The organism is Comamonas sp. GB3 AK4-5 (assembly GCF_041320665.1).
In the GTDB taxonomy this organism is placed as follows: Bacteria; Pseudomonadota; Gammaproteobacteria; order Burkholderiales; family Burkholderiaceae_C; genus Comamonas.
This window is the reverse complement of record NZ_CP166730.1, coordinates 3,090,271-3,113,736: the sequence shown is the minus strand read 5'-3', so window position 1 is coordinate 3,113,736 and position 23,466 is coordinate 3,090,271. Positions and strand designations below refer to the sequence as shown.

Below are 23,466 nucleotides of genomic sequence, written 5' to 3'. Positions count from 1 at the left end.
AATTTCTGAACCCATTTTTTGCCCCATTTTTCATGGGTTGGGCCGCTGCTTTGCCCATTTTTCAACAACCAGGAGACCTGTCATGACCACTGCAACCACGAGCGCCGCAACTGCACCCGCACCCGCTTTCAAACCCAAGAAATCCGTGGCCCTGTCGGGCGTGACGGCTGGCAACACCGCCCTGTGCACCGTAGGCAAAACCGGCAACGATCTGCACTACCGCGGCTACGACATTCTGGACATTGCCGAGGTCTGCGAGTTCGAGGAAATCGCCCACCTGCTGGTGCATGGCAAGCTGCCTACCAACGCTGAACTGAAGGCCTACAAGGCCAAGCTCAAGGCCTTGCGCGGCCTGCCCGCCAGTGTGAAGGTGGCGCTGGAGCAGCTGCCCGCCGCCAGCCACCCCATGGATGTGATGCGCACCGGCGTGTCGGCCCTGGGCTGCGCCCTGCCGGAAAAAGACGACCACAACCTGCCCGGCGCGCGTGATATTGCCGACCGCCTGATGGCCAGCCTGGGCTCCATGCTGCTGTACTGGTACCACTTCAGCAACTCGGGCCGCCGCATCGAGGTGGAGACCGAGGACGACTCCATCGGCGGCCATTTCCTGCACCTGCTGCATGGCGAAAAGCCTGCGGACAGCTGGGTGCGCGCCATGCACACCTCGCTGAATCTGTACGCCGAGCATGAGTTCAATGCTTCCACCTTCACCGCCCGCGTGGTGGCCGGCACGGGCAGCGATATGTACTCGGCCATCACCGGCGCCATCGGTGCGCTGCGCGGCCCCAAGCATGGGGGGGCCAACGAGGTGGCCTTCGAGATCCAGAAGCGCTACGACAACCCGGCCGAAGCCGAGGCCGACATCCGCCAGCGCGTGGAGAACAAGGAAGTGGTGATCGGCTTTGGCCACCCGGTCTACACCATCAGCGACCCGCGCAATGTGGTCATCAAGGGTGTGGCCAAAAAGCTCTCTGATGAGGCTGGCTCCACCCGCATGTACGACATTGCCGAGCGCCTGGAATCGGTGATGTGGGAAGTGAAAAAAATGTTCCCCAACCTGGACTGGTTCAGCGCCGTCAGCTACCACATGATGGGCGTGCCCACCGCCATGTTCACACCGCTGTTTGTGATTGCCCGCACCAGCGGCTGGGCGGCCCACATCATCGAGCAGCGCCAGGACAACAAGATCATCCGCCCCAGCGCCAACTACACCGGCCCGGACGATCTGGCCTTTGTGCCCATCGAACAGCGCAGCTGATCCGGGGCTTGGAAGGTTTTGGGGATGCCGGAGCGGGCCCACACAGCACAGCGGGCCCGCAAAGCACAACCCGAACGGCCAGACAACGCTTCAGGCGCGGCGCGTGCCCGCAGACAGTATGTCTATACGGCAAGGGCGCGCAACAAAGCATCAAGCGCTGTATGGCCGCCTCCACACGAAGCAAACAGCCCATTGAAAGGAGATGCATGAGCGATTCTCTGCTGCAGCCGCGCTCGCTGAGCATGGCCATTGCCGACAGGCTGCGCCAACGCATCCTGGCGCATGAGTGGGCACCAGGTGCATCGCTCAACGATGCCGACATCGCCCACGGCTACGGCGTCAACCGCGCGTCAGTGCGCGAGGCACTCAAGCTGCTGTGCCATGACGGGCTGCTGCAAGCCCATCCACACCATGGCATGACGGTGGCCGTGCCCAATGCCGCGCAGTTGCGCGAGGCGCTGGCGCTGCAGCAGTGGCTGGGCCGCTTTGTGCGCGAGCAGGGTAGCGGCCTGCCCGACAACAGCTTGGCGTATGCCATGCTGCGCATGGCGGAGCAGCGTGTGTGCTTGGGCCATGTGCCCGGGGCTGCCGCAGGCTGGCCGGCACAGCGCTCCCGTGTAGCTTGAAGGGCAGCGGTGCACATCGGCAAAGGCGGAATACGCCATGGCTTTATGCGAAACAGTGGTGTGCTCCCATGCCAGGGCGCCGCGCAAGGGCCTACGCCGGCCGCGCCGCCCCGTCGCGCTGGTGCCGTCTCCCTCCATCGCCTAGCGATAAAGAGGGGGAGGGCGCGCAGCGGCTCAGGGGGAGCCAGTTCACTTTTTCATGCGTCGCCACAAGGTTGCGCGGCTGATGCCCAGGATTTCGCAGGCGCGGCGCTGGTCGCCCTGGACCGATTCCAGCACCTCGCGCAGATGGGCCTGCTCGGCCTGGCGCCCGGCCTGTTGCAGTCGGCCGCTATCGGCTGCAGGAGGGGGCGTTGCACATTCGGGAAACAGCTCCAGCAGCCGCTGTGTGTCCACCTGTCCTTGCGCATCTCGCAGATGGCTGTGCGCAGCCAGCAGGCGCTCCACCCAGTTGTCCAGCTCGCGCACATTGCCGGGCCAGCGGTGGTGGGTGGCATGCGCCAGCACGGCATCGAGCAGTTGGGTCATCACGGCCGCGTTGCCGCTGTGCAAGGCCTCGGGGCCGGCCAGGCCCAGGCGGCGGGCCAGCAGGCTGCGGGCCAGCATGCTCACGTCCGCACTGCCGCGAGCCCAAAGCGTTGGTGCCTGCAGCCGCAGCACGGCCAGGCGGTAGAACAGGTCGCGGCGGAACTGGCCGCGCTCCACCTGCGCCGCCAGATCGGCATGGGTGGCGGCCATGACGCGCACATCGATGGGCACCGGCACCGTTGCGCCCACGCGCAGCACCTCGCGCTCCTGCAGCACACGCAGCAGGCGGGACTGCAGTGCCAGCGGCATGTCGCCGATCTCGTCCAGAAACAGCGTGCCGGTGTGGGCGGCCTCGATCAGGCCGGTTTTGCCACCACGGCGGGCCCCGGTGAAAGCGCCTTCCTCGTGGCCGAACAGCTCGCTTTCCAGCAGGCTCTCGCTCAGCGCGGCGCAGTTCACGGCCAGAAAGGGTTGGCTGGCGCGCGCGCTGGCGCGGTGCATACCCTGGGCCAGCAACTCCTTGCCGGTGCCGCTGTCTCCCTGGATCAGCACCGTGGCATCACTGGCGGCAAAAGTGTGGGCCAGTGCGCGCAGGCGTTCCACGGCGGGGCTGCTGCCCACATAGTCTTGCAGCTGCCAGCGTGCGCCCACGCTGCGCTGGCGCTGGCTGGCACGCAGGCTGCGGTCGGCGCGCTGGATCACGGCAGGGTCGCGGCAGACGACCAGGGCGCCGGTGATCTGCCCGCCCTCGCGCATGGGGGCGCGGCGTACCACCAGGGTGCGCGCGGCCAGCTGGACCACATCCTCGTTGCCTTCCTCACCAGTCAGGGCTGCGCGCATGTCCAGCGCCGGCGCCAACTGGGCCAGCTGCTGACCGTGCAAGGCCGCTGCCGGGCTGCCCAGCAGCGCCGCCATATGCGCGTTGATGGCGCGGATGCGGCCCTGGGCATCGACGGCTGCCACGCCGTCCTGCAACTGGGCCAGCACGCTTTCCAATCGCTGCTGGCGGTCACGTTCGGCACGGCGTTGGCGTGCCAGCAGCAGCGCATCCTGCAGCGCCTGGCGCACGGCAGCGTCCGAATACAGCAGCACGCTGGCCATGCCGGCCTGCTCGGCCAGATCGGCCACCAGGCCGGGGGCCACCACGGCCTCCACACCGGCCGCCAGCAACTGCTGCACGCAGGCTGGCGCATCTTCCGGGCCGCGGTAGGCGAATTGAGCCAGACCCAGGCCGAACAGGGCGTCGAACTGCGCCACCTCGGCCGAGGGTGGGCCGAAAGACACCAGGCCCACGCGGCCGGCCTGGCCGCTGGTGCGTTCACGCGCCTGGCGCAATGCCTGCAACAGGTCCAGCCCCCGCACCTCGACGATGGCCACCGGCATGTCCACGCGCTCACGCAGCCAGGCACCGCTGGCCCCGGCCGCCACCAGGGCATCGATGGGCTGGCGTGCGTGCAGGGCGCTCACGGCCTGCACGGCTTCATCGAAGGCAGCGCCGATATGGCTCAGCCTCACCTGGCTTGCCCAGGGGCCGGCCAGGCCTTGCATGACCCGGCCGACACGGTGGCGGCCCACGGTGACGATATGGGGCAGGGCGGACGCTGTGGTGTGGGTGGTTGCATGCATGCAATCGATTATTTCATCGCTGAAGCAATCGGCCCCGGCTGCTGCACCCTCATCCATGGCGTGGTGCATCGCCAGGGAGGAATTTGCAATGGAATCAAGGGTTTAAGGCGCCTAGGGTTTTCACTGAAAGACGGTGGCACAGGGATTGCGCTGTGGAGGGCGTACCGGCGGTACTGCCGGCCTCTACACCAGAGACATCGCAAATAGGAGAACCAGTCCATGTCTATTTCCCGTCGTTCCGTGATGCAAGCCACCGCGCTGCTGGCCGTCCTGACCGCCATCGGCAGCGCCCAGGCCGCAGACAACTGGCCCAGCCGTCCCATCCGCTTCATCGTGCCGTTCTCGGCCGGTGGGGCCAATGATTTGCTGGCACGCTCGGCGGCCGAAGGCGCATCCCGCGTGCTGGGCCAGCCCATCGTGGTGGAAAACCGTCCCGGTGGCGGCGGCACCGTGGGCGCCGATCTGGTGGCCAAGTCCCAGCCCGATGGCTACACCTGGCTGATCAGCGCCGCCGGCGTGATCTCCAACAGCCAGATCAAGAAGCGCATGCCCTTCAAGGACGATGACCTGCTGCCCGTGGTGATGATTGGCCTGGCACCCTCGGTGATTGTGGTGCCCAAGAGCGCGCCCTACCAGAATCTGCGCGAGTTCATCGAGGCCTCCAAGCAGGGCGAGGGTTTCAACTTCGCCACGGCCGGCACCGGCAGCACGCCGCATTTCGTGGCCGAGATGCTGAATGTGAAATACGGCGCCAAGCTGCAGCCCGTGCCCTACAAGAGCGGTTCGGAAAGCACCACCGCCGTGCTGGGCGGGCAGGTGGAAGGCACGTCCGAGGCCAGCATCATCGCCTTGCCGCACATCCTGAAGGACGGCAAGTTCAAGCCCCTGGCCACGACCTGGACCCAGCGCATCTCGGCCTATCCCCAGCTGTCCACCGCCGTGGAGCAGGGCTTCCCGGATTTGCAGATCGCGCACTGGGCCGGACTGCATGCGCCCAAGGGCACGGCGCACGCCACCATGGACAAGCTGGCCGCTGCCGTGGACAAGGCCATGCGTGAGCCTGCCACCGTTGAAAAGCTCAAGGCCCTGGGCATCGAGCCCGTGGGTGGCACGCGCGCCGACTTCATCAAGTTCACCGACGCCGAGCGCCAGCGCCTGGGCGAAATCGTCAAGGCCGCCAAGATGCAGGAGCAGTAAGCCGCTTCCCCGGGCATGCGGCATGGCCGCCTGCCTTTTCTTTCTCGGGCGTGCTGCTGCGGCAGTGCTTCCGTCTTTTTTAGCAACCACAGCATGCACTCCATGAGCACCCAGCAAAAACTCAAGCAACTCATCAACGAACGCCGCGGCGTCATCGTGCCCGGCGCCTTCAACGCCATGTCGGCCCGCGTGGTGGCCGACCAGGGCTTTGAAGCCATTTATGTGACCGGTGCCGGTGTGACCAATATGTGGTTTGGCCTGCCCGACCAGGGCTTTATGGGCCTGACCGATATTGCCGACCACACGGCACGCATCCGCGAGGCAGTGGACCTGCCCCTGATCGTCGATGCCGACACCGGCTTTGGCAACGCCCTCAATACCTACCACGCCGTGCGCACACTGGAGCGTGCGGGCGCCGACTGCATCCAGCTGGAAGACCAGATTTCGCCCAAGCGCTGCGGCCATTTCAGTGGCAAGGAAGTGATCGAAACCAGCGAGATGGTGGGCAAGATCAAGGCCGCCTGCGATGCCCGCCGCAACGGCGACACCCTCATCATGGCCCGCACCGATGCGGCCGCCATCCACGGCTTTGACGCCGCGGTGGAGCGCGCCCAGCGCTATGCCGAAGCCGGTGCCGACATGCTGTTTGTGGAAGCAGTGACCAGTGCCGACCAGATCCGTGCCCTGACCCAGCGCCTGAAAACGCCCCAGCTGATGAACATGGTGATTGGTGGCAAGACCCCCATCACCAGCACCGAATCGCTGGCCGAAATGGGCTTCAGCATCGTGCTCTACGCCAACGCCACGCTGCAGGGTGCAGTGGCCGGCATGCAGCGCGCTTTGGGCGCGCTCAAGGCCGAGCGCCATCTGCAGGAAGACCCAGCCCTGGTGGTACCCTTTGCCGAGCGCCAGCGCCTGGTGTGCAAGCCGGAATGGGACGCCATGGAGCAGCGTTACAAGTGAGCGGGCGGCGGTGCGCTGGCACGGGCTTTCTGTCCGTAGCCCGCTAGTTGTAGTCTCTCAACACGCTGTTCCCGTTGACGCCAAGGCGAGTGATGGGAGGGCGATGTGATGTGGCGGATGTGGTCGACGGAAGTTGTAGTGATACAGCCAAGGCTGCAATTCACACGCTCGGTGCTGTGAGGTCGGGTAGATGAAGGCTGGCCCTGGACGTTGCCACTTGCGAACGGTGTGTTCGCTCAAGCCTGCGGCGGGCTGCCGCAGGCTTGAGCCCGATTCGGACAATCTCGCTCACCAGATGCTCTCGTCTTCACGGCGTCATTGAGGCATTCTTGTGGATGTCCATTCGAGGAGTCCTCGAAAGAAGTTGGCCAGCTTGAGAGCATCCATTTTCTTTCACCTCGGGGGAGCAACCTCTTGGGAAATGACAGCAGTTGCTGCCCGCCAGCTTGTCTGTCCACTATGCCAGGGGCTGTGCGGCAATGATGTGCCGCAGCTCCGCGCGCACCCACTCAATCTTTTCGGGATCGTCGAAGCTGTACAAATCCTTCAGGTCATCGCGCTCCAGCAGGGCGCAAAAGGCCAGCCAGAACTTGGGCTCCAGGGCCGCCACGGCCAGGTGGCCGCCGTCCGCAGTCTCGTACATTGCATAGCAGAGCAGCGATTCTGTGAGCTTGCTCTGGCCTGCGGGCTGGCTGCGGCCTTCGGTATTGACCGTGGCCAGGGGAATGACGGCATGGGCCAGAACGCCGTCGGCAATGGCGATGTCCACATGCCTGCCAGGCCCCCCACGCGCCACATCGTAGAGCGCGGCCAGAATGCCCATGACGGCGGGCATGGAGCCCCCCAGCAAATCGGCCTGCGGCAGGCTGGTGAGTGCCGGCGCCTGGCCTGCTGCGTCGTTCTGGTCGGCTACGCCGGTCAGGGCGCAGTAATTCATGTCATGGCCGGGCGCGTTGCGGTAGGGGCCGGTCTGGCCATAGCCGGTGAGGCTGCAATACACCAGCTTGGGGTTGCGGGCGGCAACCTGGGGCCAGCCCACGCCCAGGCGTTCCATCACGCCGGGGCGAAAGCTCTCCACCAGTACATCGGCCTGCTCGCACAGCTTGAGCAAGGTCGCCACGCCTTCGGGACTTTTGAGATTCAGCCCCAGGCCGCGCTTGTTGCGGTTGACCAGGGTGCGCACCGGCTCGGCTGTGTAGTCGCCGGCTTCCAGGTCTTCGATCTTGATCACGTCGGCACCCAGGTCGGCCAGGTGCAGGGTGCACATGGGGCCGGGCAGCAAACGGGTCAGGTCCAGAATGCGTACCCCCGCCAAGGGGGCTGCTGTGGCAGGGGTGGACGCAGTGGAAGGTTGTGTGTGGAGTGGTGACATGGTGGCTGGCAAAGAAAGGCTGGGGCCAGTCTAGTCAGCCAGTGCGGGGCGCTGCAATGGCCGTCCTGGTCAATGCCATTGGCCGGAATGCTCACCCATGGCCCATGCACTGCCAATGTGCTGCGCCAATGCCAGCGCAACCCAGGAGCAAGCGGCACAGCACAACGGCACACAGGCACACAGGCACACAGGCACACAGGCACACAGGCACACAGGCACACAGGCACACAGGCACACAGGCACACAGGCATGAAGCCTAGGGTTTGTGCTGTGTTGATTCTGGTTTTGCTCTTTTATATTTGTAACATTGTTGAGCAATATTGTTATTTTTGTTGATTCTCCTATTTCGCCTCACATCGCATGGCCATGAAGCACTCCAACCCCTTTCTCTCCCGACGTTTTTTGATAGCAGGCGCAGCCGCATTGCTGGCCAGCCCGATTGGTGCACAGACACGTTATCCGGATAAGCCGATTCGTTTGATCGTCGGTTATGCGCCCGGTGGCTCTGTGGACGCCGTGGGGCGGGTGATGGGCGATGTATTGGCCAAATACCTCAATGCAACCGTGGTGGTGGAGAACATCGCCGGCGCAGCAGGCGTGGTGGGCGCGCAGCGGGTGGTCAGTGCCAAGCCGGATGGCTACACCTTGCTGGCCGGCTCCAGCAATGAAATGGCGGGGACCAAGTTCGTCAATGCCGCGCAGAAATACGACCCGGCCGTGGATTTGACCAGCATTGCTTTGGCCGCTGAAGTGCCCAATCTGTGGGTGGCGGCCGCGCATGTTCCGGTCAAAAACCTGGACGAGTTCATTGCGCTGGTCAAGGCCAACCCGGGCAAGTACAGCTATGGCAGCCCGGGCATAGGTTCTACGCCGCACTTCTCGGGTGAGCTGATCAAGAAATACGCCGGGGTGAACATCACCCATGTGCCCTATCGCGGCTCTCCGTCCATGGTGAACGACTTGGCCGGTGGCAATTTGGATTTCGCCATCATCTCGCCGACGGTGGCGGCGCCGTTTTTGCAGAACGGCAAGATGAAGGCCTTGGGGGTCACCACACCACATCGCATTGCGGCCATGAAAGATGTTCCGGCTCTGGGGGAGAACGCTGCCCTGAAGGGCTATGCCCTGACCGGGTGGTTCGCACTGGCCGGGCCCAAAGGCTTGCCAAGCGAGGTGGTCAGTCAGCTGCGTGCCGCAGTGACTGCGGGATTGAAGGATCCCGTATATCGCGGCCGACTGGAAGCGGCCGGGCTGATCCCAGCCAAAGGCGACGAGAACCTGGCAAAGATCATCCGCACCGACATGGACAAATATGCGGACTTGGTGAAGTTCGCCAACATCACTCCGGAAAACTGAGCAGTCATCACTGACGCTGACCCGCCTGGCATGGCCCAGGCGGGTTTTTTTATGCCTGCTTGCCAGCGAAAAAATGGCCACCCTCCCAAGGGAGCGGTGGCCGGATGGTGGGCAGAGGAACCTGCCCGCAGCATGTCGTGGCTACATGTGGTTGGGCAGCGCGGTCACGATGCCAGGGAAGATCCACAGAATCGCCAGGGCCAGCACCATCAGGCAGAAATAGGGCGCGCAGACCCTGGCGATGTAGGTGACTTGCTTGCCCGTCATGCCTTGCAGCACAAACAGGTTAAAGCCCACGGGTGGCGTGATTTGCGCGGTCTCCACGGTGATCACCAGGAAGATGCCGAACCACAGCGGATCGATGCCCGCCGCCTGGATGATGGGCAGCACCACGCTCATGGTCAGCACGATGGTGGAGATGCCATCCAGAAAGCAGCCGATCAGAATGTAGAAGATGCCCAGCACGATGATCAGCATCACCGGAGACAGCTGCAGGCTGCCGACGAACTCGGCCAGTTGGCGCGGCAGGCCGATATAGCCCATGGACAGGGTCATAAAGGCCGCGCCCGCCAGGATCAGGGCAATCATGCAGTACAGGCGGGTGGCGCCGAACAGCGAGTCCCTGAAGTTCTTCCAGGTCAGAGCGCCTTGCAGTGCCGACAGCACCAGCGAGCCCAGCACACCAATGGCGGCGGCCTCGGTGGCCGTGGCAATGCCGGTGTAGATGCTGGCAATCACTGAGGCAATCAACAGCACCACCGGAATCAGGTGCCGGGCCTCGTGCAGCTTTTGCATAAAGCTCATGGAGGCATCGGCCTTGGGCACTTTCTCGGGGTTCATCAGCGCCCAGACCATGATCCAGCCGCTGAACATCAACGCCAGCATCAGCCCGGGCAGCACGCCGGCCATGAAGAGCTTGGAGATGGAGAGCTCGGCCGAGACGCCGTAGACGATGAGGATGATGGAGGGCGGGATCAGCAGGCCCAGCGTGGCGGGGCCGCCCAACGAGCCAATGACCTGGTCTTCCGGATAGCCGCGTTTGCGCAGCTCGGGAATGTTCATCTTGCCCACGGTGGCGCAGGTGGCGGCGGACGAGCCGGACACGGCAGCAAAAATGGTGCAGCCAATCACATTGGTGTGCAAAAGCCGGCCGGGCAGGGCGTTGACCCAGGGTGCCAGGCCTCGGAACATGCTCTCCGACAGATTGGTGCGATAGAGGATTTCACCCATCCACACAAAGAGCGGCAGGGCCGTGAGTGTCCAACTGCTGGCCGAACCCCAGATGGTCATGGCCATGGCGTCGCCTGCCGCGCGGGCGGTGAAAAACTCCATGCCGAACCAGGCCACGCCGGCCAGCGTGAGGCCGACCCAGACGCCGCCGCTCAGCAGAGCCAGCAGCACCACGATCAAGGCAATGCTTGCGGTGATTTCATTCATGGTGGGCATCCTCCTGTGCCGCTTGCTTGCGTTGTCCCGTCAGCTCCAGCACCAGCTCATCGCAAAAGGCGATGAAGAACACCACCGTGCCCAATGCCATGAAAACCTGTGGAATCCACATGGGGGTGGCGTCGATGCCCACCGATATATCGCCAATGTCCCAGGACTGCCACACCAGGTGCGTGGCGTAGAAGGCCAGGAATCCCGAGAGCACGGTGGCAATGAGCAGGGCGGCCACTTCCATGGCCTTGCGTGCCTGGCCCTTGAGGGCGCCCAGCAGCAGGGTCACGCGGATGTGCTCGCCTTTTTTGAGCGTGCTGGCCAGCGCCATGAAGCCGGCACCGGCCATGGCATAGCCGGCGTAGGCATCGGTGCCAGGGGCACTGAAACCGAAGAGGCGGCTGGCGATGGTGAGCAGCACCATGACCAGCACCCCAATCATTGACAAGCCAGCCAGCCAGGCGCTGGAGGCGTACAGAGCATCTAAAAACTTTCGCATAGCAGGGCTTTCCAAGCGGAATGGGCCAGGCATTGCACCGCATGGCTGCCGTGCAATGCCGTGGGCCGGGTATTACTTGCCTGCCTTGTAGGTGTCCAAAATGGCCTTGCCTTCGGCGCCGGCCTTTTCGGTCCATTCCTTGACCACGGTTTCACCCAGCTTGGCCAGATCCGCCTTCAGCTGGGGCGAGGGCAGCTCCACGCTCATGCCGCCTTGCTTGAGCGTGGCCTGGGACTTGGCATCCACCTCGCGCGACTCCTTCCAGCCGCGCTCTTCGGCGGCCGCCGCGGCCTTGAGCAGCGCGTCCTGCTCGGGCTTGCTCAGCGCGGCAAAAGCCTTTTTGCTCACGGTGACCGCGTTCTTGGGGATCCAGGCCTGGACGTTGTAGTAGTACTTCAGGCTTTCGAACAGCTTGTTGTCGGCACCGGTGGCGCTGGAAGAAATCAGCCCGTCGACCACGCCCGTGGCCAGGGCCTGGGACAGCTCGGCTTCCTGCACGGTCACGGGCTGGGCACCGATCAGCTCGCCGATGCGGGCCGTGGTGGGCGAGTACACGCGCCACTTCATGCCCTTGAGGTCGGCCACGGACTGCACGGGCTTTTTGGTGTAGATGCCCTGTGGTGGCCAGGCCACGGCATACAGCAGCACCTGGCCCTGCTTGTCGAGCAGCTTTTGCAGCGCCGGCTTTTGTGCCTGGTAGAGCTTGAAGGCTTCTTCGTAGCTGCTCACCAGAAAGGGCAGGCCGTCGACGCCAAAGAGTTGCGATTCGTTCTGGAAGCTGACCAGGAAGAATTCACCCATCTGCGCATTGCCGGTTTGCACGGCGCGCTTGATCTCGGGCATCTTGAACAGCGAAGCGCCAAAGTGCGGCGTGATCTTGAGCTTGCCACCGGTGGCGGCATCCACGTCCTTGACGAACAGTTCGTTGTTCTTGGAGTGGAAGTTGAACGCCGGGTAGGCCGTGGCGAAGTCCCACTTGGTCTGGGCGGCGGCAGCGCCGGCAAAGCCGATGCTGGCGATCAGGGCCGTGGTGGCGCAAAAGATGCGTCGTTGCATGGTGATGTCTCCTTACTGGGGTGAAGACAGGGCGGTGCCATTGCCCTGTCATGGTGTGGCAAGGCCGCGGTATGCGTTACGGGGGTGGCCTTTCACCCGCCGAAATTAGCACTGCTCACCGCAAGAGGTCATCAGGGATTTCAACAATAGATGCTGATGGTAGGTTTCATATTCTTCTCTTGTTGGTTGATTTGATTGAAATTGTTCAACCAAAAAAAGAGAAAGAAAAACAGCGCAGCAATGTGAAAGCGCTGCCCGTTCGCCACGCTGAGCGCGTGAATACGTTCTCAGGCGCGCACGCCTTGCTCGGCCAAGCGGCGTGCATAGGCCGCCAGGATGATGCGCTCCGAATGCACCAGATAGTCGTGCAGGGAGTTGGAGGCCTCGGTCAGCTTGCCGGCCTCGAACAGCGCCAGCAGCTTGGAGTTCATGTCCACATAGGGCGCGTGCAGAAATTCCGGGTCGCGCAGCAGGCCGAAGGCCAGGCGCAGCTCGGCCAGCAGGTGGGTGAACATGGTGTCCAGCCGCTCGCTGTCGGCCAGCGCGACGACGGCTTTGTGGAAGGCCATATTTGCCGAGCCCACGGCAGGCCAGTCGCGCTCCTCGCGGCCACGCAATGCATCTTCCACGGCGGCACGCATGGCGCTGCGCGCCGGGTGCATGGGGTAGGCCTGGGCCAGAGCCTGGCACTCGATCATGCGGCGCACGCGGTAGATGTCCATGATGGACGCCATGCTGGGCGCCGCCACCGACACGCCCTTGTTGGGCTCGTGCACCAAAAGCCCTTCCTTGGTCAGCAGCCGGAAGGCCTCGCGCAGTGTGTTGCGTGAAATGGCCAGGCTTTCGCTGAGTGCGGCCTCGGACAGCCGCTGGCCCGGCTCCCAGTCGCCAGCGATCAACTTGCTGCGCAGTTCTTCGGTCACGCGGTCGGCGAGGTTCTGGGTGTCGGTGGTGCGGCTCATGGTGGGTTGTGGGTTGGAGGCAGGCAGTCACGCAGTGTAGCCAGAGCGCGCGTGCTGCAGCGCCCAATTCTTGCTCGCACAGAAGCATGCGGTTGCCCTCTTGCCCAGGAAGAGGGAGCAAGGATAGCGATTGCCTCGCAGAAGGGCGGAGGGCTGTGGCCTTCTTGCCTGGTGATGTGGCCCATGCGCTTTTCAGGCTGCTCCCTAGGGTTTGTACTGTATGTGTGACTCTTGTGTCATATAGAAAATTGAGTTTGGTAAGACAAGATTGAATTTTTGTTCAACAAAAAATAGAAGATCGATCAATAGGTATCGGTTTCTTGTCTTTCGATCAACATGCGATGTGCATCGCATGCTGCGGTGATGTGCCCTGTGGGCGCGCGCCGGCAAATGGGTTCTTCGCCACGCCTTGCTGCGTCGCTGAGGGCCCGGAACCCATGAGTAGGAAGAATCACCACATGCTGGCTGACGTTAATCTTTGGCCCCTGATCGGGGTGGCCATCATCATTGCGGGCTTTGTGCTGCGCTTTAACCCCATGCTGGTCGTGATCGTCACGGCCATTGGCACGGCCATGGCGGCGGGCTTTCCGCTGGACAAGGTGCTGGCCACCATTGGCACGGGCTTTATCAAGACGCGCAATCTGCCGCTGATCATTCTGCTGCCGCTGGCCGTGATCGGTCTGCTGGAGCGCCACGGCCTGCGCCAGCATGCGCAGCGCTGGATCAGCTCCATCAAGTCGGCCACGGCCGGTCGCCTGCTGATCGTCTACCTGGCGGCGCGCCAGCTCACGGCTGCCATCGGTTTGACCAGCCTGGGTGGACACCCGCAGATGGTGCGCCCGCTGCTGGCGCCCATGGCCGAAGGCGCCACCGAATCCCGTTACGGCAAGCTGCCCGCCAAGGTGCGCGACAAGCTGCGGGCCTATTCCGCTGCCACGGACAACGTGGGCCTGTTTTTTGGCGAGGACATCTTCGTGGCCTTTGGTGCCATCGTGCTGATGACCACCTTCTTGCGTGAGGCGGGTATCGAGGTCGAGCCCATCCACGTGGCGCTGTGGGGCATTCCCACGGCTGTTTGCGCTTTTGCGATCCACGCCTGGCGCCTGCGCCGCCTGGACAAGACCCTGACCCGCGAAATGGCCGCCCACCAAGCCGCCCTCCCAGTCGCTGACAGCCAGAAAGCCTGAACATGATTCTCTCTATCCAGCATCTTTACTATCTGGTGGGCTTTGTCCTGGCGGTCACGGCCGTCATGACGCTGCGCGACGCCAGCAACCCCAAGCGCTTCAGCAGCGGCCTGTTCTGGGCGCTGTACGCGGCGGTCTTCCTGGTGGGCGAGCGACTGCCTCCCACCTGGGTGGGCGTGGGGGCCGTGGTCATGGCCGTGATTGCCGGCTTTGGGGGTGTGGCCGGTGGGCGCCACGCACCGCGCAGCGATGCCGAATACCTGGCCAGCGCCAAGCGCCTGGGCAACAAGCTTTTTGCGCCGGCCCTGGCCATTCCCCTGGTGACCATGGCCGGCACGCTCAGTGCCTCGCATTTGATCATCGGTGGCACGCCGCTGCTGGACCCCAAGAACGCCACACTGGTGAGCCTGGGTGTGGGCTGTGTGCTGTCGCTGGCGCTGGTGTGCTGGCTGACCCGTGAGACACCGGCCCAGGGCATGCGTGAATCACGTCGTCTGACCGATGCCCTGGGTTGGGCCCTGGTGCTGCCGCAGATGCTGGGCATGCTGGGCCTGGTGTTCTCGGACGCGGGCGTGGGCAAGGCCGTGGCCTATGTGACCACCACCTATATCAACATGGACATGCGCTTTGTGGCGGTGGCCGTGTATGTGATTGGCATGGCGTTGTTCACCATCATCATGGGCAATGGATTTGCCGCCTTCCCGGTGATGACAGGGGGCGTGGGCGTGCCGGTGCTGGTGGGCGTCTACCACGGTGACCCCGCCGTGATGGCCGCCGTGGGCATGCTCTCGGGCTATTGCGGCACCTTGTTGACGCCCATGGCTGCCAACTTCAACCTGGTGCCGGCCGCCTTGCTGGAAATTGACAAGAATGCGGTGATACGCGCGCAGATGCCCACGGCCATTGCGCTCTTGATTGCCAACATATTCCTGCTGAATTTCCTGATGTTCCGCTGAGGAGAACTGCCATGACTGCAGACACGAACGCCCGCATTCTGCTCACCGGTTTCGAGCCGTTTGACAAAGATCCCATCAACCCTTCCTGGGAAGTGGCACGTGCGCTCGACGGCGCGGAGATCGCCGGTGGCTCCGTGCATGCCGTGCAGCTGCCCTGTGTGTTCGGCGACGCTGTGGCGGTGCTGGACGAGGCGCTGGCCCGTCTGCAGCCCACGCTGGTCATCAGCTTGGGCCTGGCCAGTGGCCGCAGCGACATCACGCCCGAGCGTGTGGCCATCAATATCGATGACGCCCGCATTCCCGACAACGCAGGCAAGCAGCCGGTGGACGAGGCCGTGGTGGACAAGGCGCCTGCTGCCTACTTCTCCACGCTGCCCATCAAGGCCATGGTGCGCAACCTGCGGGAGGTGGGCATGCCTGCTTCGGTGTCCAACACTGCGGGCACTTTTGTCTGCAACCATGTTTTTTATGCCTTGATGCACAGACTGGCACGCCGTGGGGCGCCCGGCGTGCGTGGTGGTTTCATTCATATACCGGCCTTGCCGCAGCAGGCCGCGAATATGCCGGGTATGGCCAGCATGGCCTTGTCCACCCAGGTCGAGGCCATCCGTGCCGCAATTCACACGGCGATGACCACCAAAGAAGACCTGCGTGAAAACGCCGGCCAATTGCATTGAGCCCAGCCAGGAGCACACGATGAAAATGGATTTGAACAGCGATTTGGGCGAGAGCTTTGGCGCCTGGACCATGGGTGACGATGCCGCCATGCTGGACATTGTCAGCAGCGCCAATGTGGCCTGCGGCTTTCATGCCGGCGATGCAGCCGGCATCCTGGCCACGCTGAAAGCTGCCAAGGCGCGCGGCGTGGTGGTGGGCGCCCATGTGGCCTACCGTGACCTGGCCGGTTTTGGCCGCCGCAATATGGATGTGGCAAGTGCCGACCTGGTGGCTGACGTGATCTACCAGATAGGCGCCTTGCAAGGCCTGGCCCAGGCCGCAGGCACCACGGTGCAGTACGTCAAGCCGCATGGCGCGCTGTACAACACCATTGCCCAGGACAAGCGCCAGGCCATCGATGTGATCAATGCCATCAAAGCGATCAACCCCGGCTTGGTGTTGATGGCCCTGGCTGGCTCGCCGCTGATTGGCTGGGCACGCGAGGCCGGATTGACCGTGGTGGCCGAGGCCTTTGCCGACCGGGCCTATATGCCCGATGGCGCCCTTGTGTCGCGCCGTGAGCCCGGTGCCGTGCTGCATGACCCCGTGCACATTGCCGAGCGCATGCTGCAACTGGTGCGACATGGCACGATAGAAGCCGTGGACGGCAGCCAGGTGCGCATAGCGGCCGATTCGATTTGCGTGCACGGCGACAGCCCTGGCGCCGTGGCCATGGCCCGCGTGCTGCGCCAGCGTTTTGAAGCAGAGGGCGTGCGCATCGCTTCTTTTGTGAACGCGTCAGCGAAATGAGTGCCATGCGTTTTTTGCCCGTCAACCGCCAGGCCTTGCTGGTGGAATTGGCCGATCTGCCGCAGACCCTGGTGCTGCTGCAATCGCTGCAAGCCCAGCCCATTGCCGGTGTGCAGGAGCTGGTGCCCGCAGCGCGCACCATCCTGGTGTACTTTGCCCCGCAGCAGATCACGGTGGCCGCGCTGGTGAAGGCCATCGCCGGGCGCGAGCTGGGCGGCAGCGTGCAGCGCAGCGAGGTACTGGTGCAAATCCCCGTGCGCTACGACGGCGAAGACCTGGCCGAGGTGGCGCAGATGCTGGGCATCAGCCCCGAGGAGGTGGTGCGCCGCCACACCGGCAGCGAATGGGCCGTGGCCTTTACCGGCTTTGCGCCGGGCTTTGCCTATCTCAGCGGCGGCGACCCCATCTTCAACGTGGCACGCCGCGCCACGCCGCGCACCAAGGTGCCAGCGGGCGCCGTGGCCCTGGCCGGCACCTTCAGCGCGGTCTACCCCCAGGCCAGCCCAGGTGGCTGGCAAATCATTGGCGTGACCGACGCCGCCATGTGGGATGTGGAGCGTGAACTGCCCGCGCTCTTGCAGCCCGGCTACCGCGTGCAGTTTGTGGATGCAGCAAAAACCATAGCTGCTGGTGCAGACCAACAGCCAGACTGCAAGCCAAACAATGCCAAGGTGCAGGCCGTAAAAGCACATAAAGCTATCCAAATTGAAGAGGCCGCTGCAGAGACCGGCACAGCACTGCGCGTGCAGTCCACCGGCCTGCTCACCCTGTTCCAGGACCTGGGCCGCCATGGCCAGGCCGGGCAGGGCGTATCGGCCTCGGGCGCCATGGACCAGGGCGCGCTCAAGACCGCCAACCGCCTGGTGGGCAATCCCAGCCAGTTGCCGGTGCTGGAAACCGTGGGCGGTGGCCTGGCCCTGCAAAGCGTGGGCGACAACGTGGTGGCCATCACCGGTGCCGATGCTCCGCTGTGGCTGCGCACGGCCGACGGCCAGCGCTGGTCTGTGCCCCGCTATGCCCCCGTGGCCCTGGCCGATGGCGATGTGCTGCAGATAGACCAGCCCTGCTCCGGCGCACGCTGCTATGTGGCCGTGCGCGGCGGCTACCGGGTAGTGCCGGTGCTGGGCAGCGCATCCACCGACACCCTGGCCCATGTCGGCCCGCCAGCCCTGCAGCGCGGCCAGTTGCTGCCTGTACAGCCCGTGCAAGGCGCGCAGGCCGTGGTGGGCGCGGCCCAGTTGCCGCCGCAGGGCCTCCCCGCTGCCGGCTTTGACGTGGTGCTGGACGTGGAGCTGGGCCCGCGCACCGACTGGTTCACGCCCGACGCCGTGGCCTTGCTGGCCGCGCAGCGCTGGCAGGTCACGCCCCAGTCCAACCGCGTGGGCCTGCGCCTGGCGGGCGACACGCCGCTGTCCCGCTCCATCACCAGCGAGCTGCCCAGCGAGGGCACGGCTTTGGGCGCTATCCAGGTGCCCGCCAGCGGCCAGCCCGTACTGTTTTTGGCCGACCACCCTTTGACTGGGGGCTACCCCGTCATTGGCTGCGTGGCGCCCCACCACCTGGACCTGGCGGGACAGATTCCCGTGGGCGCCTGGATTCGCTTTAACCCCATTCGTTCTTTTGAAGAACTCACACCATGATTTCCAAAGTCCTGATTGCCAACCGTGGCGAAAACGGCCGCAACGCGGACGTTTCAGCAAATTGCGGTGCCTGCGCAGCAGGCTACGGCGATCTCGCAACCCCGATCTTTGCTGGCTGAGGTGCCCTTTATGATTTCCAAGGTTTTAATTGCGAACAGAGGCGAGATTGCCGTCCGCATTGCCCGCGCCTGCGCCGACTATGGCGTGAAGTCGGTGGCGGTCTACGCCGATGCCGACATCGATGCCCTGCACACCCGCGCGGCCGACCAGGCTTTTGGCCTGGAGGGCGACAAGCCTGCCGACACCTATCTGAACGCATCCAAGCTGCTGGCCATTGCCAAGCGCTGCGGCGCCGACGCCGTGCACCCCGGCTACGGTTTTCTGTCGGAAAGCGCGGCCTTTGCCCAGGCCGTGATCGACGCAGGCCTTACCTGGATTGGACCCAAGCCCGACACCATTGCCCAGCTGGGCGACAAGGTGCAGGCGCGCAAGATTGCACTCAAAGTCGGCGCGCCGCTGGTGGCTGGCACGTCGGAACCGGTGAAAGGCGCCAGCGAGGTGCTGGACTTCGCCCAGCAGCATGGCCTGCCCATCATCATCAAGGCCGCGTTTGGCGGCGGCGGGCGCGGCATGAAGATCGCTTGGCGCATGGACGAGGTGGAAGAGCTCTACCACTCTGCCGTGCGTGAGGCCGTCACCGCCTTTGGCCGGGGCGAATGCTTTGTCGAGCAGTTCCTGGACAAGCCCCGCCATATCGAAGCCCAGGTGCTGGCCGATACCCACGGCCAGGTCGTGGTACTGGGCACGCGCGACTGCTCGCTGCAGCGCCGCAACCAGAAGCTGGTGGAAGAAGCTCCCGCGCCTTTTATTACCGAAGAACAGCGCGCGCGCATCCACAGCGCGGCCCAGGCGATTTGCGCCGAGGCCGGCTATGTCAGCGCAGGCACGGTGGAATTCTTGCTCAGCGGCCATGGCCAGGGCAGTGGCACCATCTCCTTCCTCGAGGTCAACACCCGCTTGCAGGTGGAACACACGGTGACCGAAGAAAGCACCGGTCTGGATCTGGTGATCGAGCAGCTGCGCGTGGCGGATGGCCTGCCGCTGTCCATCAGCGCCACCCCCGCAGCACGCAGCCACTCCATCGAGTTCCGCATCAATGCCGAAGACGTGGGCCGGGGCTTTTTGCCCACCCCCGGCCCTGTGCTGAAGTTCGCCCCGCCTTCCGGCCCCGGCGTGCGCCTGGATGCGGGTGTGGAAACCGGCTCCGTCATCCCCGGCAGCTTTGACTCCATGATGGCCAAGCTCATCGTCACCGGCGCCACACGCGAACAGGCCCTGGCCCGCGCCCGCCGTGCCCTGGCCGAGTTCCAGATCGAGGGCGTGGCCTCGGTGCTGCCCTTCCACCGCGCTGTCATCGACCATCCAGACTTCATCGGCGCAGATGGCTTCAAGGTGCACACGCGCTGGATCGAATCCGACTTTGCCGAGCCTCTGGCCGCGGCTGTGCGCGCCCAGCCCCTGCCCGACACCAGCCTGGTGCGCACCGCCATCGAGGTCAACGGCCACCGCGTGCAGCTGGGCCTTCCGGCTGGCTTGCTGGCCGGCCTGGCTGGAGCGGCTGGTGTTGCCGCAGGCATTGGCGCAGCCGCGCTTGCGCCCGCTGCGGCTGAGGCCGTGGATGCCAACGCCGTGACCTCGCCCATTGCAGGCAATCTGCATGCCTGGAAGGTGGCTGATGGCGACCAGGTGCAAGAGGGCGATGTCATCGCCGTGATGGAAGCCATGAAGATGGAGATGCAGGTGGCGGCCCACAAGAGCGGCCGCATCACGCTGGCTGCCGAGGCCAGCAGCGCCCAGGCACTGGGTGCCGTATTGGCACGGATCGCGTAGATAGGTAGTGACGGCTGTGCGGGGCAGGCTGCGTATGGCCTTGCCCCCAAAAAATGTCGTTTTTAGCGTTGTTGAAAATTACGTCAGCGGCGCAAGAAATGACCAACAAGCCAAAGTGCGTGCGCAGTACACGCAAGAATTCAAGCAGGAGGCCGTGTGGCAGCTGCGTAGTGGTCACTCGGTTGCGAAAGCGACCAAGGTGCTGGGTATTCCCAAGGCCAGCTTGGGCCACTGGGCGTGTGTGGAGGCGCAAGGTCACTTCCGGTACTCCACCGGACTGAGCCTCTGCAGCCCGAGCATGAGTCGTTCACGGCGCTAACGCTGCGCTACCAATGGCGACCGCCCAGGCCTCTGCGCCTGGCGTCATCTTTTCGGCGTTTCAGAGAACTCTGTAAAAGAACGTCGTGCCGCAGAGGGGGCCGTCTGGCATGCGTGCGAAGTTGGGTACTACACCCACACGCAGCCAGCCCGCGCGTTCGTACAGCCGCTCTGCATCGCTCCCCGTAGAAGTGTCGAGGACAAGCAGACTCTTCTTTGCATCGCGTGCGGCGTCGTCCACTGCGGCCAGAAAGCGCAGAGCCAAGCCCTGGCGGCGAGCACTGCGGTGAACCAACATTTTTGCGACTTCGCCCCGGTGGGGCTGGTTGTCAGGCATGTCGGTGATGAGCTGCACCGTGCCCACGATGGTGCCCGCAGCATCCTCCGCGGCCAGCAACACCCGTTCATTACGGGCCACGCTGCCGGCGACGCCACGCCAGAAACCTAGTGCTTTATCACGGGGCAGCGGCCACATGAAGCTGACCGAGGCACCGCCGGCCACGCAGTCCATCAGCACATCGGCCAGAGCATCGATGCGGACGGTTGCCTCTTCACTGCCCAGGCGGCGGATGGTGAAGGAGTCTGGGGCGTGAACACGGGCTGTATCGGTCATGTGCGGGGCTGCTTTCGAGTGGTCTTGTGCGAAGCGGGCAGCAAGGCTGCCGCCGCTAAGAGCGTGTTCAAAGTCTCCTGAGCAAGAGCCCCAAGAACGCCAGATGGACGAACTGCAAGCTGGTGTTGAGCCAACGCTCGCAGTTTTTCCATAACCTTCTGTTCTTCTCCAGCCAGGCGAAGCTGCGCTCCACTACCCAGCGCTTGGGCATGACCTTAAAGCTGTGCATCTCGCTCCTCTTGGCGATTTGCACCGTCACGTGCTCGCCCAGAATCTCTTGTACGCCCTGCGCAAAGGGCTGGCCCACGTAGCCGCTGTCGCACAGCACGCCTTGCACTCGCCCCAACGTCCGCTTACAGCGCTGCAGGGCCTGCAGGGCACCTTTGCGGTCCGTTACCTCGGCCGTGGTCACCGCAATGGCATGTGGCAGCCCCTGCGTGTCCACCGCAATGTGGCGCTTGATCCCACAGACCTTCTTGCCCGCGTCATAGCCCTTCAGCCCCGCCGTGTCCGTGTTCTTCACGCTCTGCGCGTCCACAATCAAGAACGCGCTGCATGCGTTGCGCCCCAGTTTCTCGCGGGCCGCGCCAACCTGATTTTTTTAAAGCCTGCTCCAGCAGGCTGCCTTCCTCGCGGGGCTCGCTCCAGATCGCCCAGTACGAATGCACCGTGCGCCACTTGGGAAAGTCGCTGGGCAGCGCTCGCCACTGGCAGCCCGTGCGCAGCAGATACAGCACGGCGCAGAACACCTCGTAAAGCTCCACCTTGCGTGGGGCCGTCCTTTTGCGCGCACTCTCCAGCATTGGCCGGATCACTTCGAACTGCTCGCGCTTGATATCGCTGGGGTAGCCTTTTCTCATCCTGCGAGCTTCTCACATCTGGCGAGACTTTGAACACGTTCTAAGGCCTGCAAGTAACGTGCCGGCCTGGCGCCGAGGTTGAGGAATGCAATGGGCTGGCTCTGCTGGATGAATTGTCCCGGGATTTACAGAGGCTGTTCATGGCCGCATAGTTCTAGTTCTCGCAGCGGTGGAGTTCGGGGGGATTGGCGAGCACGGCGGTACCCGTCAGCTGCGGCAAGGCCGTTGCCAGCGTGGGGTAGGCAAACACGTAGCCGCTGGCCAAGGCCTTTTGCGGTGCGGCGTTTTGTCCGCACAGCAGCAGCTCCGACAGCTCGCCCAGCGCGCTGCGCAGTGCCCAGGCAGGCACGCGCAAGCGGGCGCGGCGGCCGTAGGCTGCTGCCAGTGCATGGGCAAACACGGTTTGGGTGCATGCCTCCGGGGCCACGGCATTGAGCCCGCCCTGCACCGTGGGCTCGGCCATGGCGTGGCGGATCAGGCCCACCACATCGTCCAGATGTACCCAGGGCATGGGCTGCTCGCCGCTTCCCATGATGCTCCCCAGGCCCAGTCTGGCGGCCAGTGCTTGCGGGGCCAGGGCGCCGCCGGCATCGCCCAGCACAATGCCAGGGCGCAGGCAGACCACGCGGGTGCCCAGTGTCTCGGCGCGGCGGGCTTCGTTTTCGATGGCGATGCACAGATCCGACTGGAAGCGCCCAGGCTCGGCTGCGGCGGATTCATCGATGCGTGTGCTGCCATGGGCGGTGCCGTAGTAGCCCACAGCGGAGGCGCAGATCAGTGCCTCGGGTGCGCGCTCCATGCGGGCCATCAGGGCCAGCAGCTCGCGGGTGATGTGCAAGCGGCTGTCCAGCAGCTGGCGGCGGCGTGACTTTGTCCACGGGCCGCCCAGAATGCCGGCGCCGGCCAGGTGCACGATGCTGTCGATGCGCGTCTCCGATGGAATATCGGCCAGCCGGTCCACCACCCAGAGGCTGTTGCCAAACAGGCTGCGGGCTTGCACGGTGTCGCGACTGAGCACGATCACGCGGCGGCCTTCATGCTGCAGCCGCTTGACCAGGGCACTGCCCACAAAGCCGGTGCCACCGGTGACCAGGACGGTGGATGCATTGATGGCCTGTGGGGCCGATGCAATGGTGGTCTCGGCCGCGGCCCGCTGGCCCAGTTGCACCACGGCCATGGTGTTGCGCACGCTCCAAATCAGCACGCCGATGGCGGCGACGCTGAAAAACCAGGTCCAGAGGCCGTGGTAGGTCAGCACGAGCTCGGTGGGCAGGCTGGATGCAGCCCAGAGCTGGGGGCCTAACAAGCCCAGCAGCAGGCCGTAGCTCACGGTGAGCACGGTGTGCAGCGCGCGTTCAAAGGGTGGCAGCGTGCGGCTGCGGTCTTCTTCCAGAAAGTCGGCCACGGTGACCACCATCTCCACCAGCAGCAAGGCCAGGGCCAGGGCGGCCCACCAGCCTTGCAGCTGTACCCAGGCAAAGGCGGCAAACAGCAGGCCGTAAATGGCTTCGCGCGCGGCGTGCAGGCGCAACTCATGGCGCGCCGAGCTGCGCTGGGGCAGACGGGCATGCAGCTCGTGGTGCCAGAGGTTGTCAAAGCCACCCAGCAGGGTCTGGAGGGTGAGCAGGGCAAAAAGCAAGGGGGTCATGGTCATG

The 23,466-nt window shown here is 64.3% G+C and carries 21 protein-coding genes and 2 pseudogenes; 13 read left to right on the top strand and 10 right to left on the bottom strand.

Annotation, left to right across the window (positions count from 1 at the left end; all coding sequences use genetic code 11):
- The first annotated feature begins 82 nt into the window (after positions 1-82).
- Positions 83-1,258 carry a 2-methylcitrate synthase gene (gene prpC, locus ACA027_RS14050; protein ID WP_370678836.1) on the top strand — a complete coding sequence of 392 codons (1,176 nt, stop codon included), beginning with the start codon at positions 83-85 and terminating at the stop codon, positions 1,256-1,258.
- A gap of 206 nt (positions 1,259-1,464) precedes the next feature.
- Positions 1,465-1,884, top strand: coding sequence for a GntR family transcriptional regulator (locus ACA027_RS14045; RefSeq protein ID WP_370678835.1), 420 nt, complete (start codon positions 1,465-1,467; stop codon positions 1,882-1,884).
- A gap of 189 nt (positions 1,885-2,073) precedes the next feature.
- On the opposite strand, the gene prpR is transcribed toward ACA027_RS14045, so the two are convergent.
- Positions 2,074-4,038, bottom strand: a complete 1,965-nt coding sequence (prpR, locus tag ACA027_RS14040; RefSeq protein ID WP_370678834.1) for a propionate catabolism operon regulatory protein PrpR — start codon at positions 4,036-4,038, stop codon at positions 2,074-2,076.
- A 219-nt stretch (positions 4,039-4,257) separates the two neighbouring features.
- Between prpR and ACA027_RS14035 the strand changes: the two genes are divergently transcribed.
- Positions 4,258-5,235: a Bug family tripartite tricarboxylate transporter substrate binding protein gene (locus tag ACA027_RS14035; protein WP_370678833.1), complete on the top strand. Its 978-nt coding sequence runs from the start codon at positions 4,258-4,260 to the stop codon at positions 5,233-5,235.
- A 102-nt stretch (positions 5,236-5,337) separates the two neighbouring features.
- Positions 5,338-6,198 (top strand): oxaloacetate decarboxylase, encoded by an 861-nt coding sequence (locus tag ACA027_RS14030; protein WP_370678832.1) that lies wholly within the window; start codon positions 5,338-5,340, stop codon positions 6,196-6,198.
- A gap of 43 nt (positions 6,199-6,241) precedes the next feature.
- Here the strand turns inward: ACA027_RS14030 and ACA027_RS14025 are convergent.
- A pseudogene (locus tag ACA027_RS14025) lies at positions 6,242-6,399 on the bottom strand (IS481 family transposase); the annotation flags it as partial.
- A gap of 256 nt (positions 6,400-6,655) precedes the next feature.
- Entirely contained in the window at positions 6,656-7,570 is a 915-nt protein-coding gene (locus ACA027_RS14020; RefSeq protein ID WP_370678831.1) for a CaiB/BaiF CoA transferase family protein, read from the bottom strand.
- A 360-nt stretch (positions 7,571-7,930) separates the two neighbouring features.
- Between ACA027_RS14020 and ACA027_RS14015 the strand changes: the two genes are divergently transcribed.
- The gene (locus ACA027_RS14015; RefSeq protein ID WP_370678830.1) at positions 7,931-8,926 is read left to right on the top strand and encodes a Bug family tripartite tricarboxylate transporter substrate binding protein; all 996 of its coding nucleotides are present in this window, start codon (positions 7,931-7,933) and stop codon (positions 8,924-8,926) included.
- 141 nt (positions 8,927-9,067) lie between these two features.
- On the opposite strand, the gene ACA027_RS14010 is transcribed toward ACA027_RS14015, so the two are convergent.
- The 4 genes from ACA027_RS14010 to ACA027_RS13995 all read right to left on the bottom strand — a co-directional run bounded on the left by ACA027_RS14010 (position 9,068) and on the right by ACA027_RS13995 (position 12,880).
- Complete coding sequence (locus ACA027_RS14010) at positions 9,068-10,363, bottom strand: TRAP transporter large permease (protein ID WP_370678829.1); 1,296 nt, start codon at positions 10,361-10,363, stop codon at positions 9,068-9,070.
- Positions 10,356-10,862 (bottom strand): TRAP transporter small permease, encoded by a 507-nt coding sequence (locus ACA027_RS14005; protein WP_370678828.1) that lies wholly within the window; start codon positions 10,860-10,862, stop codon positions 10,356-10,358. The genes ACA027_RS14010 and ACA027_RS14005 overlap by 8 nt, the downstream gene beginning before the upstream one ends.
- A gap of 72 nt (positions 10,863-10,934) precedes the next feature.
- On the bottom strand, positions 10,935-11,918 hold the full coding sequence (locus tag ACA027_RS14000; RefSeq protein ID WP_370678827.1) for a TRAP transporter substrate-binding protein: 984 nt from the start codon (positions 11,916-11,918) through the stop codon (positions 10,935-10,937).
- A 287-nt stretch (positions 11,919-12,205) separates the two neighbouring features.
- Positions 12,206-12,880, bottom strand: a complete 675-nt coding sequence (locus tag ACA027_RS13995) for a GntR family transcriptional regulator (RefSeq protein ID WP_370678826.1) — start codon at positions 12,878-12,880, stop codon at positions 12,206-12,208.
- A 458-nt stretch (positions 12,881-13,338) separates the two neighbouring features.
- On the opposite strand from ACA027_RS13995, the gene ACA027_RS13990 reads away from it, so the two are divergent.
- The 8 genes and pseudogenes from ACA027_RS13990 to ACA027_RS13955 all read left to right on the top strand — a co-directional run.
- Positions 13,339-14,067, top strand: coding sequence for a DUF969 domain-containing protein (locus tag ACA027_RS13990; RefSeq protein ID WP_370678825.1), 729 nt, complete (start codon positions 13,339-13,341; stop codon positions 14,065-14,067).
- 2 nt (positions 14,068-14,069) lie between these two features.
- Positions 14,070-15,023: a DUF979 domain-containing protein gene (locus tag ACA027_RS13985; RefSeq protein WP_370678824.1), complete on the top strand. Its 954-nt coding sequence runs from the start codon at positions 14,070-14,072 to the stop codon at positions 15,021-15,023.
- A gap of 11 nt (positions 15,024-15,034) precedes the next feature.
- Positions 15,035-15,700, top strand: a complete 666-nt coding sequence (pcp, locus tag ACA027_RS13980) for a pyroglutamyl-peptidase I (protein ID WP_370678823.1) — start codon at positions 15,035-15,037, stop codon at positions 15,698-15,700.
- A 19-nt stretch (positions 15,701-15,719) separates the two neighbouring features.
- Positions 15,720-16,490 carry a LamB/YcsF family protein gene (locus ACA027_RS13975; protein ID WP_370678822.1) on the top strand — a complete coding sequence of 257 codons (771 nt, stop codon included), beginning with the start codon at positions 15,720-15,722 and terminating at the stop codon, positions 16,488-16,490.
- A gap of 5 nt (positions 16,491-16,495) precedes the next feature.
- Positions 16,496-18,130, top strand: a complete 1,635-nt coding sequence (locus tag ACA027_RS13970; RefSeq protein ID WP_370678821.1) for a carboxyltransferase domain-containing protein — start codon at positions 16,496-16,498, stop codon at positions 18,128-18,130.
- Entirely contained in the window at positions 18,127-18,249 is a 123-nt protein-coding gene (locus ACA027_RS13965) for a hypothetical protein (RefSeq protein WP_370678820.1), read from the top strand. Before ACA027_RS13970 ends, ACA027_RS13965 begins: the two co-directional genes overlap by 4 nt.
- A gap of 13 nt (positions 18,250-18,262) precedes the next feature.
- Positions 18,263-20,020 (top strand): biotin carboxylase N-terminal domain-containing protein, encoded by a 1,758-nt coding sequence (locus ACA027_RS13960; protein ID WP_370682587.1) that lies wholly within the window; start codon positions 18,263-18,265, stop codon positions 20,018-20,020.
- A 115-nt stretch (positions 20,021-20,135) separates the two neighbouring features.
- A pseudogene (locus ACA027_RS13955) lies at positions 20,136-20,276 on the top strand (IS3 family transposase); the annotation flags it as partial.
- Between the two features lie 123 nt (positions 20,277-20,399).
- On the opposite strand, the gene ACA027_RS13950 reads toward ACA027_RS13955, so the two are convergent.
- The 3 genes from ACA027_RS13950 to ACA027_RS13940 form a co-directional block, all read right to left on the bottom strand.
- Positions 20,400-20,951: a GNAT family N-acetyltransferase gene (locus ACA027_RS13950; RefSeq protein WP_370678819.1), complete on the bottom strand. Its 552-nt coding sequence runs from the start codon at positions 20,949-20,951 to the stop codon at positions 20,400-20,402.
- A gap of 67 nt (positions 20,952-21,018) precedes the next feature.
- Positions 21,019-21,811, bottom strand: a protein-coding gene (locus ACA027_RS13945; protein WP_370678786.1) for an IS5 family transposase whose coding sequence is annotated in 2 segments (ribosomal slippage) — positions 21,019-21,553 and positions 21,552-21,811 — 795 coding nt in all. Because the reading frame shifts where the segments join, the coding sequence is not laid out codon by codon here.
- A 154-nt stretch (positions 21,812-21,965) separates the two neighbouring features.
- Complete coding sequence (locus ACA027_RS13940; RefSeq protein WP_370678818.1) at positions 21,966-23,465, bottom strand: TIGR01777 family oxidoreductase; 1,500 nt, start codon at positions 23,463-23,465, stop codon at positions 21,966-21,968.
- Between the last annotated feature and the right edge of the window lies 1 nt (position 23,466).

Excerpts from the sequence above, each read along its gene's own strand:
- ACA027_RS13970 (WP_370678821.1), top strand. The coding sequence starts at position 16,496 with ATGCGTTTTTTGCCCGTCAACCGCCAGGCCTTGCTGGTGGAATTGGCC.
- ACA027_RS13950 (WP_370678819.1), bottom strand. The coding sequence starts at position 20,951 with ATGACCGATACAGCCCGTGTTCACGCCCCAGACTCCTTCACCATCCGC.
- ACA027_RS13975 (WP_370678822.1), top strand. The coding sequence starts at position 15,720 with ATGAAAATGGATTTGAACAGCGATTTGGGCGAGAGCTTTGGCGCCTGG.
- ACA027_RS14030 (WP_370678832.1), top strand. The coding sequence starts at position 5,338 with ATGAGCACCCAGCAAAAACTCAAGCAACTCATCAACGAACGCCGCGGC.
- ACA027_RS14010 (WP_370678829.1), bottom strand. The coding sequence starts at position 10,363 with ATGAATGAAATCACCGCAAGCATTGCCTTGATCGTGGTGCTGCTGGCT.
- ACA027_RS13990 (WP_370678825.1), top strand. The coding sequence starts at position 13,339 with ATGCTGGCTGACGTTAATCTTTGGCCCCTGATCGGGGTGGCCATCATC.
- ACA027_RS14015 (WP_370678830.1), top strand. The coding sequence starts at position 7,931 with ATGGCCATGAAGCACTCCAACCCCTTTCTCTCCCGACGTTTTTTGATA.
- ACA027_RS14020 (WP_370678831.1), bottom strand. The coding sequence starts at position 7,570 with ATGTCACCACTCCACACACAACCTTCCACTGCGTCCACCCCTGCCACA.
- ACA027_RS14035 (WP_370678833.1), top strand. The coding sequence starts at position 4,258 with ATGTCTATTTCCCGTCGTTCCGTGATGCAAGCCACCGCGCTGCTGGCC.
- ACA027_RS13940 (WP_370678818.1), bottom strand. The coding sequence starts at position 23,465 with ATGACCATGACCCCCTTGCTTTTTGCCCTGCTCACCCTCCAGACCCTG.
- ACA027_RS13965 (WP_370678820.1), top strand. The coding sequence starts at position 18,127 with ATGATTTCCAAAGTCCTGATTGCCAACCGTGGCGAAAACGGCCGCAAC.
- ACA027_RS13995 (WP_370678826.1), bottom strand. The coding sequence starts at position 12,880 with ATGAGCCGCACCACCGACACCCAGAACCTCGCCGACCGCGTGACCGAA.
- ACA027_RS13985 (WP_370678824.1), top strand. The coding sequence starts at position 14,070 with ATGATTCTCTCTATCCAGCATCTTTACTATCTGGTGGGCTTTGTCCTG.
- prpC (WP_370678836.1), top strand. The coding sequence starts at position 83 with ATGACCACTGCAACCACGAGCGCCGCAACTGCACCCGCACCCGCTTTC.
- prpR (WP_370678834.1), bottom strand. The coding sequence starts at position 4,038 with ATGCATGCAACCACCCACACCACAGCGTCCGCCCTGCCCCATATCGTC.
- ACA027_RS14045 (WP_370678835.1), top strand. The coding sequence starts at position 1,465 with ATGAGCGATTCTCTGCTGCAGCCGCGCTCGCTGAGCATGGCCATTGCC.
- ACA027_RS14000 (WP_370678827.1), bottom strand. The coding sequence starts at position 11,918 with ATGCAACGACGCATCTTTTGCGCCACCACGGCCCTGATCGCCAGCATC.
- pcp (WP_370678823.1), top strand. The coding sequence starts at position 15,035 with ATGACTGCAGACACGAACGCCCGCATTCTGCTCACCGGTTTCGAGCCG.
- ACA027_RS14005 (WP_370678828.1), bottom strand. The coding sequence starts at position 10,862 with ATGCGAAAGTTTTTAGATGCTCTGTACGCCTCCAGCGCCTGGCTGGCT.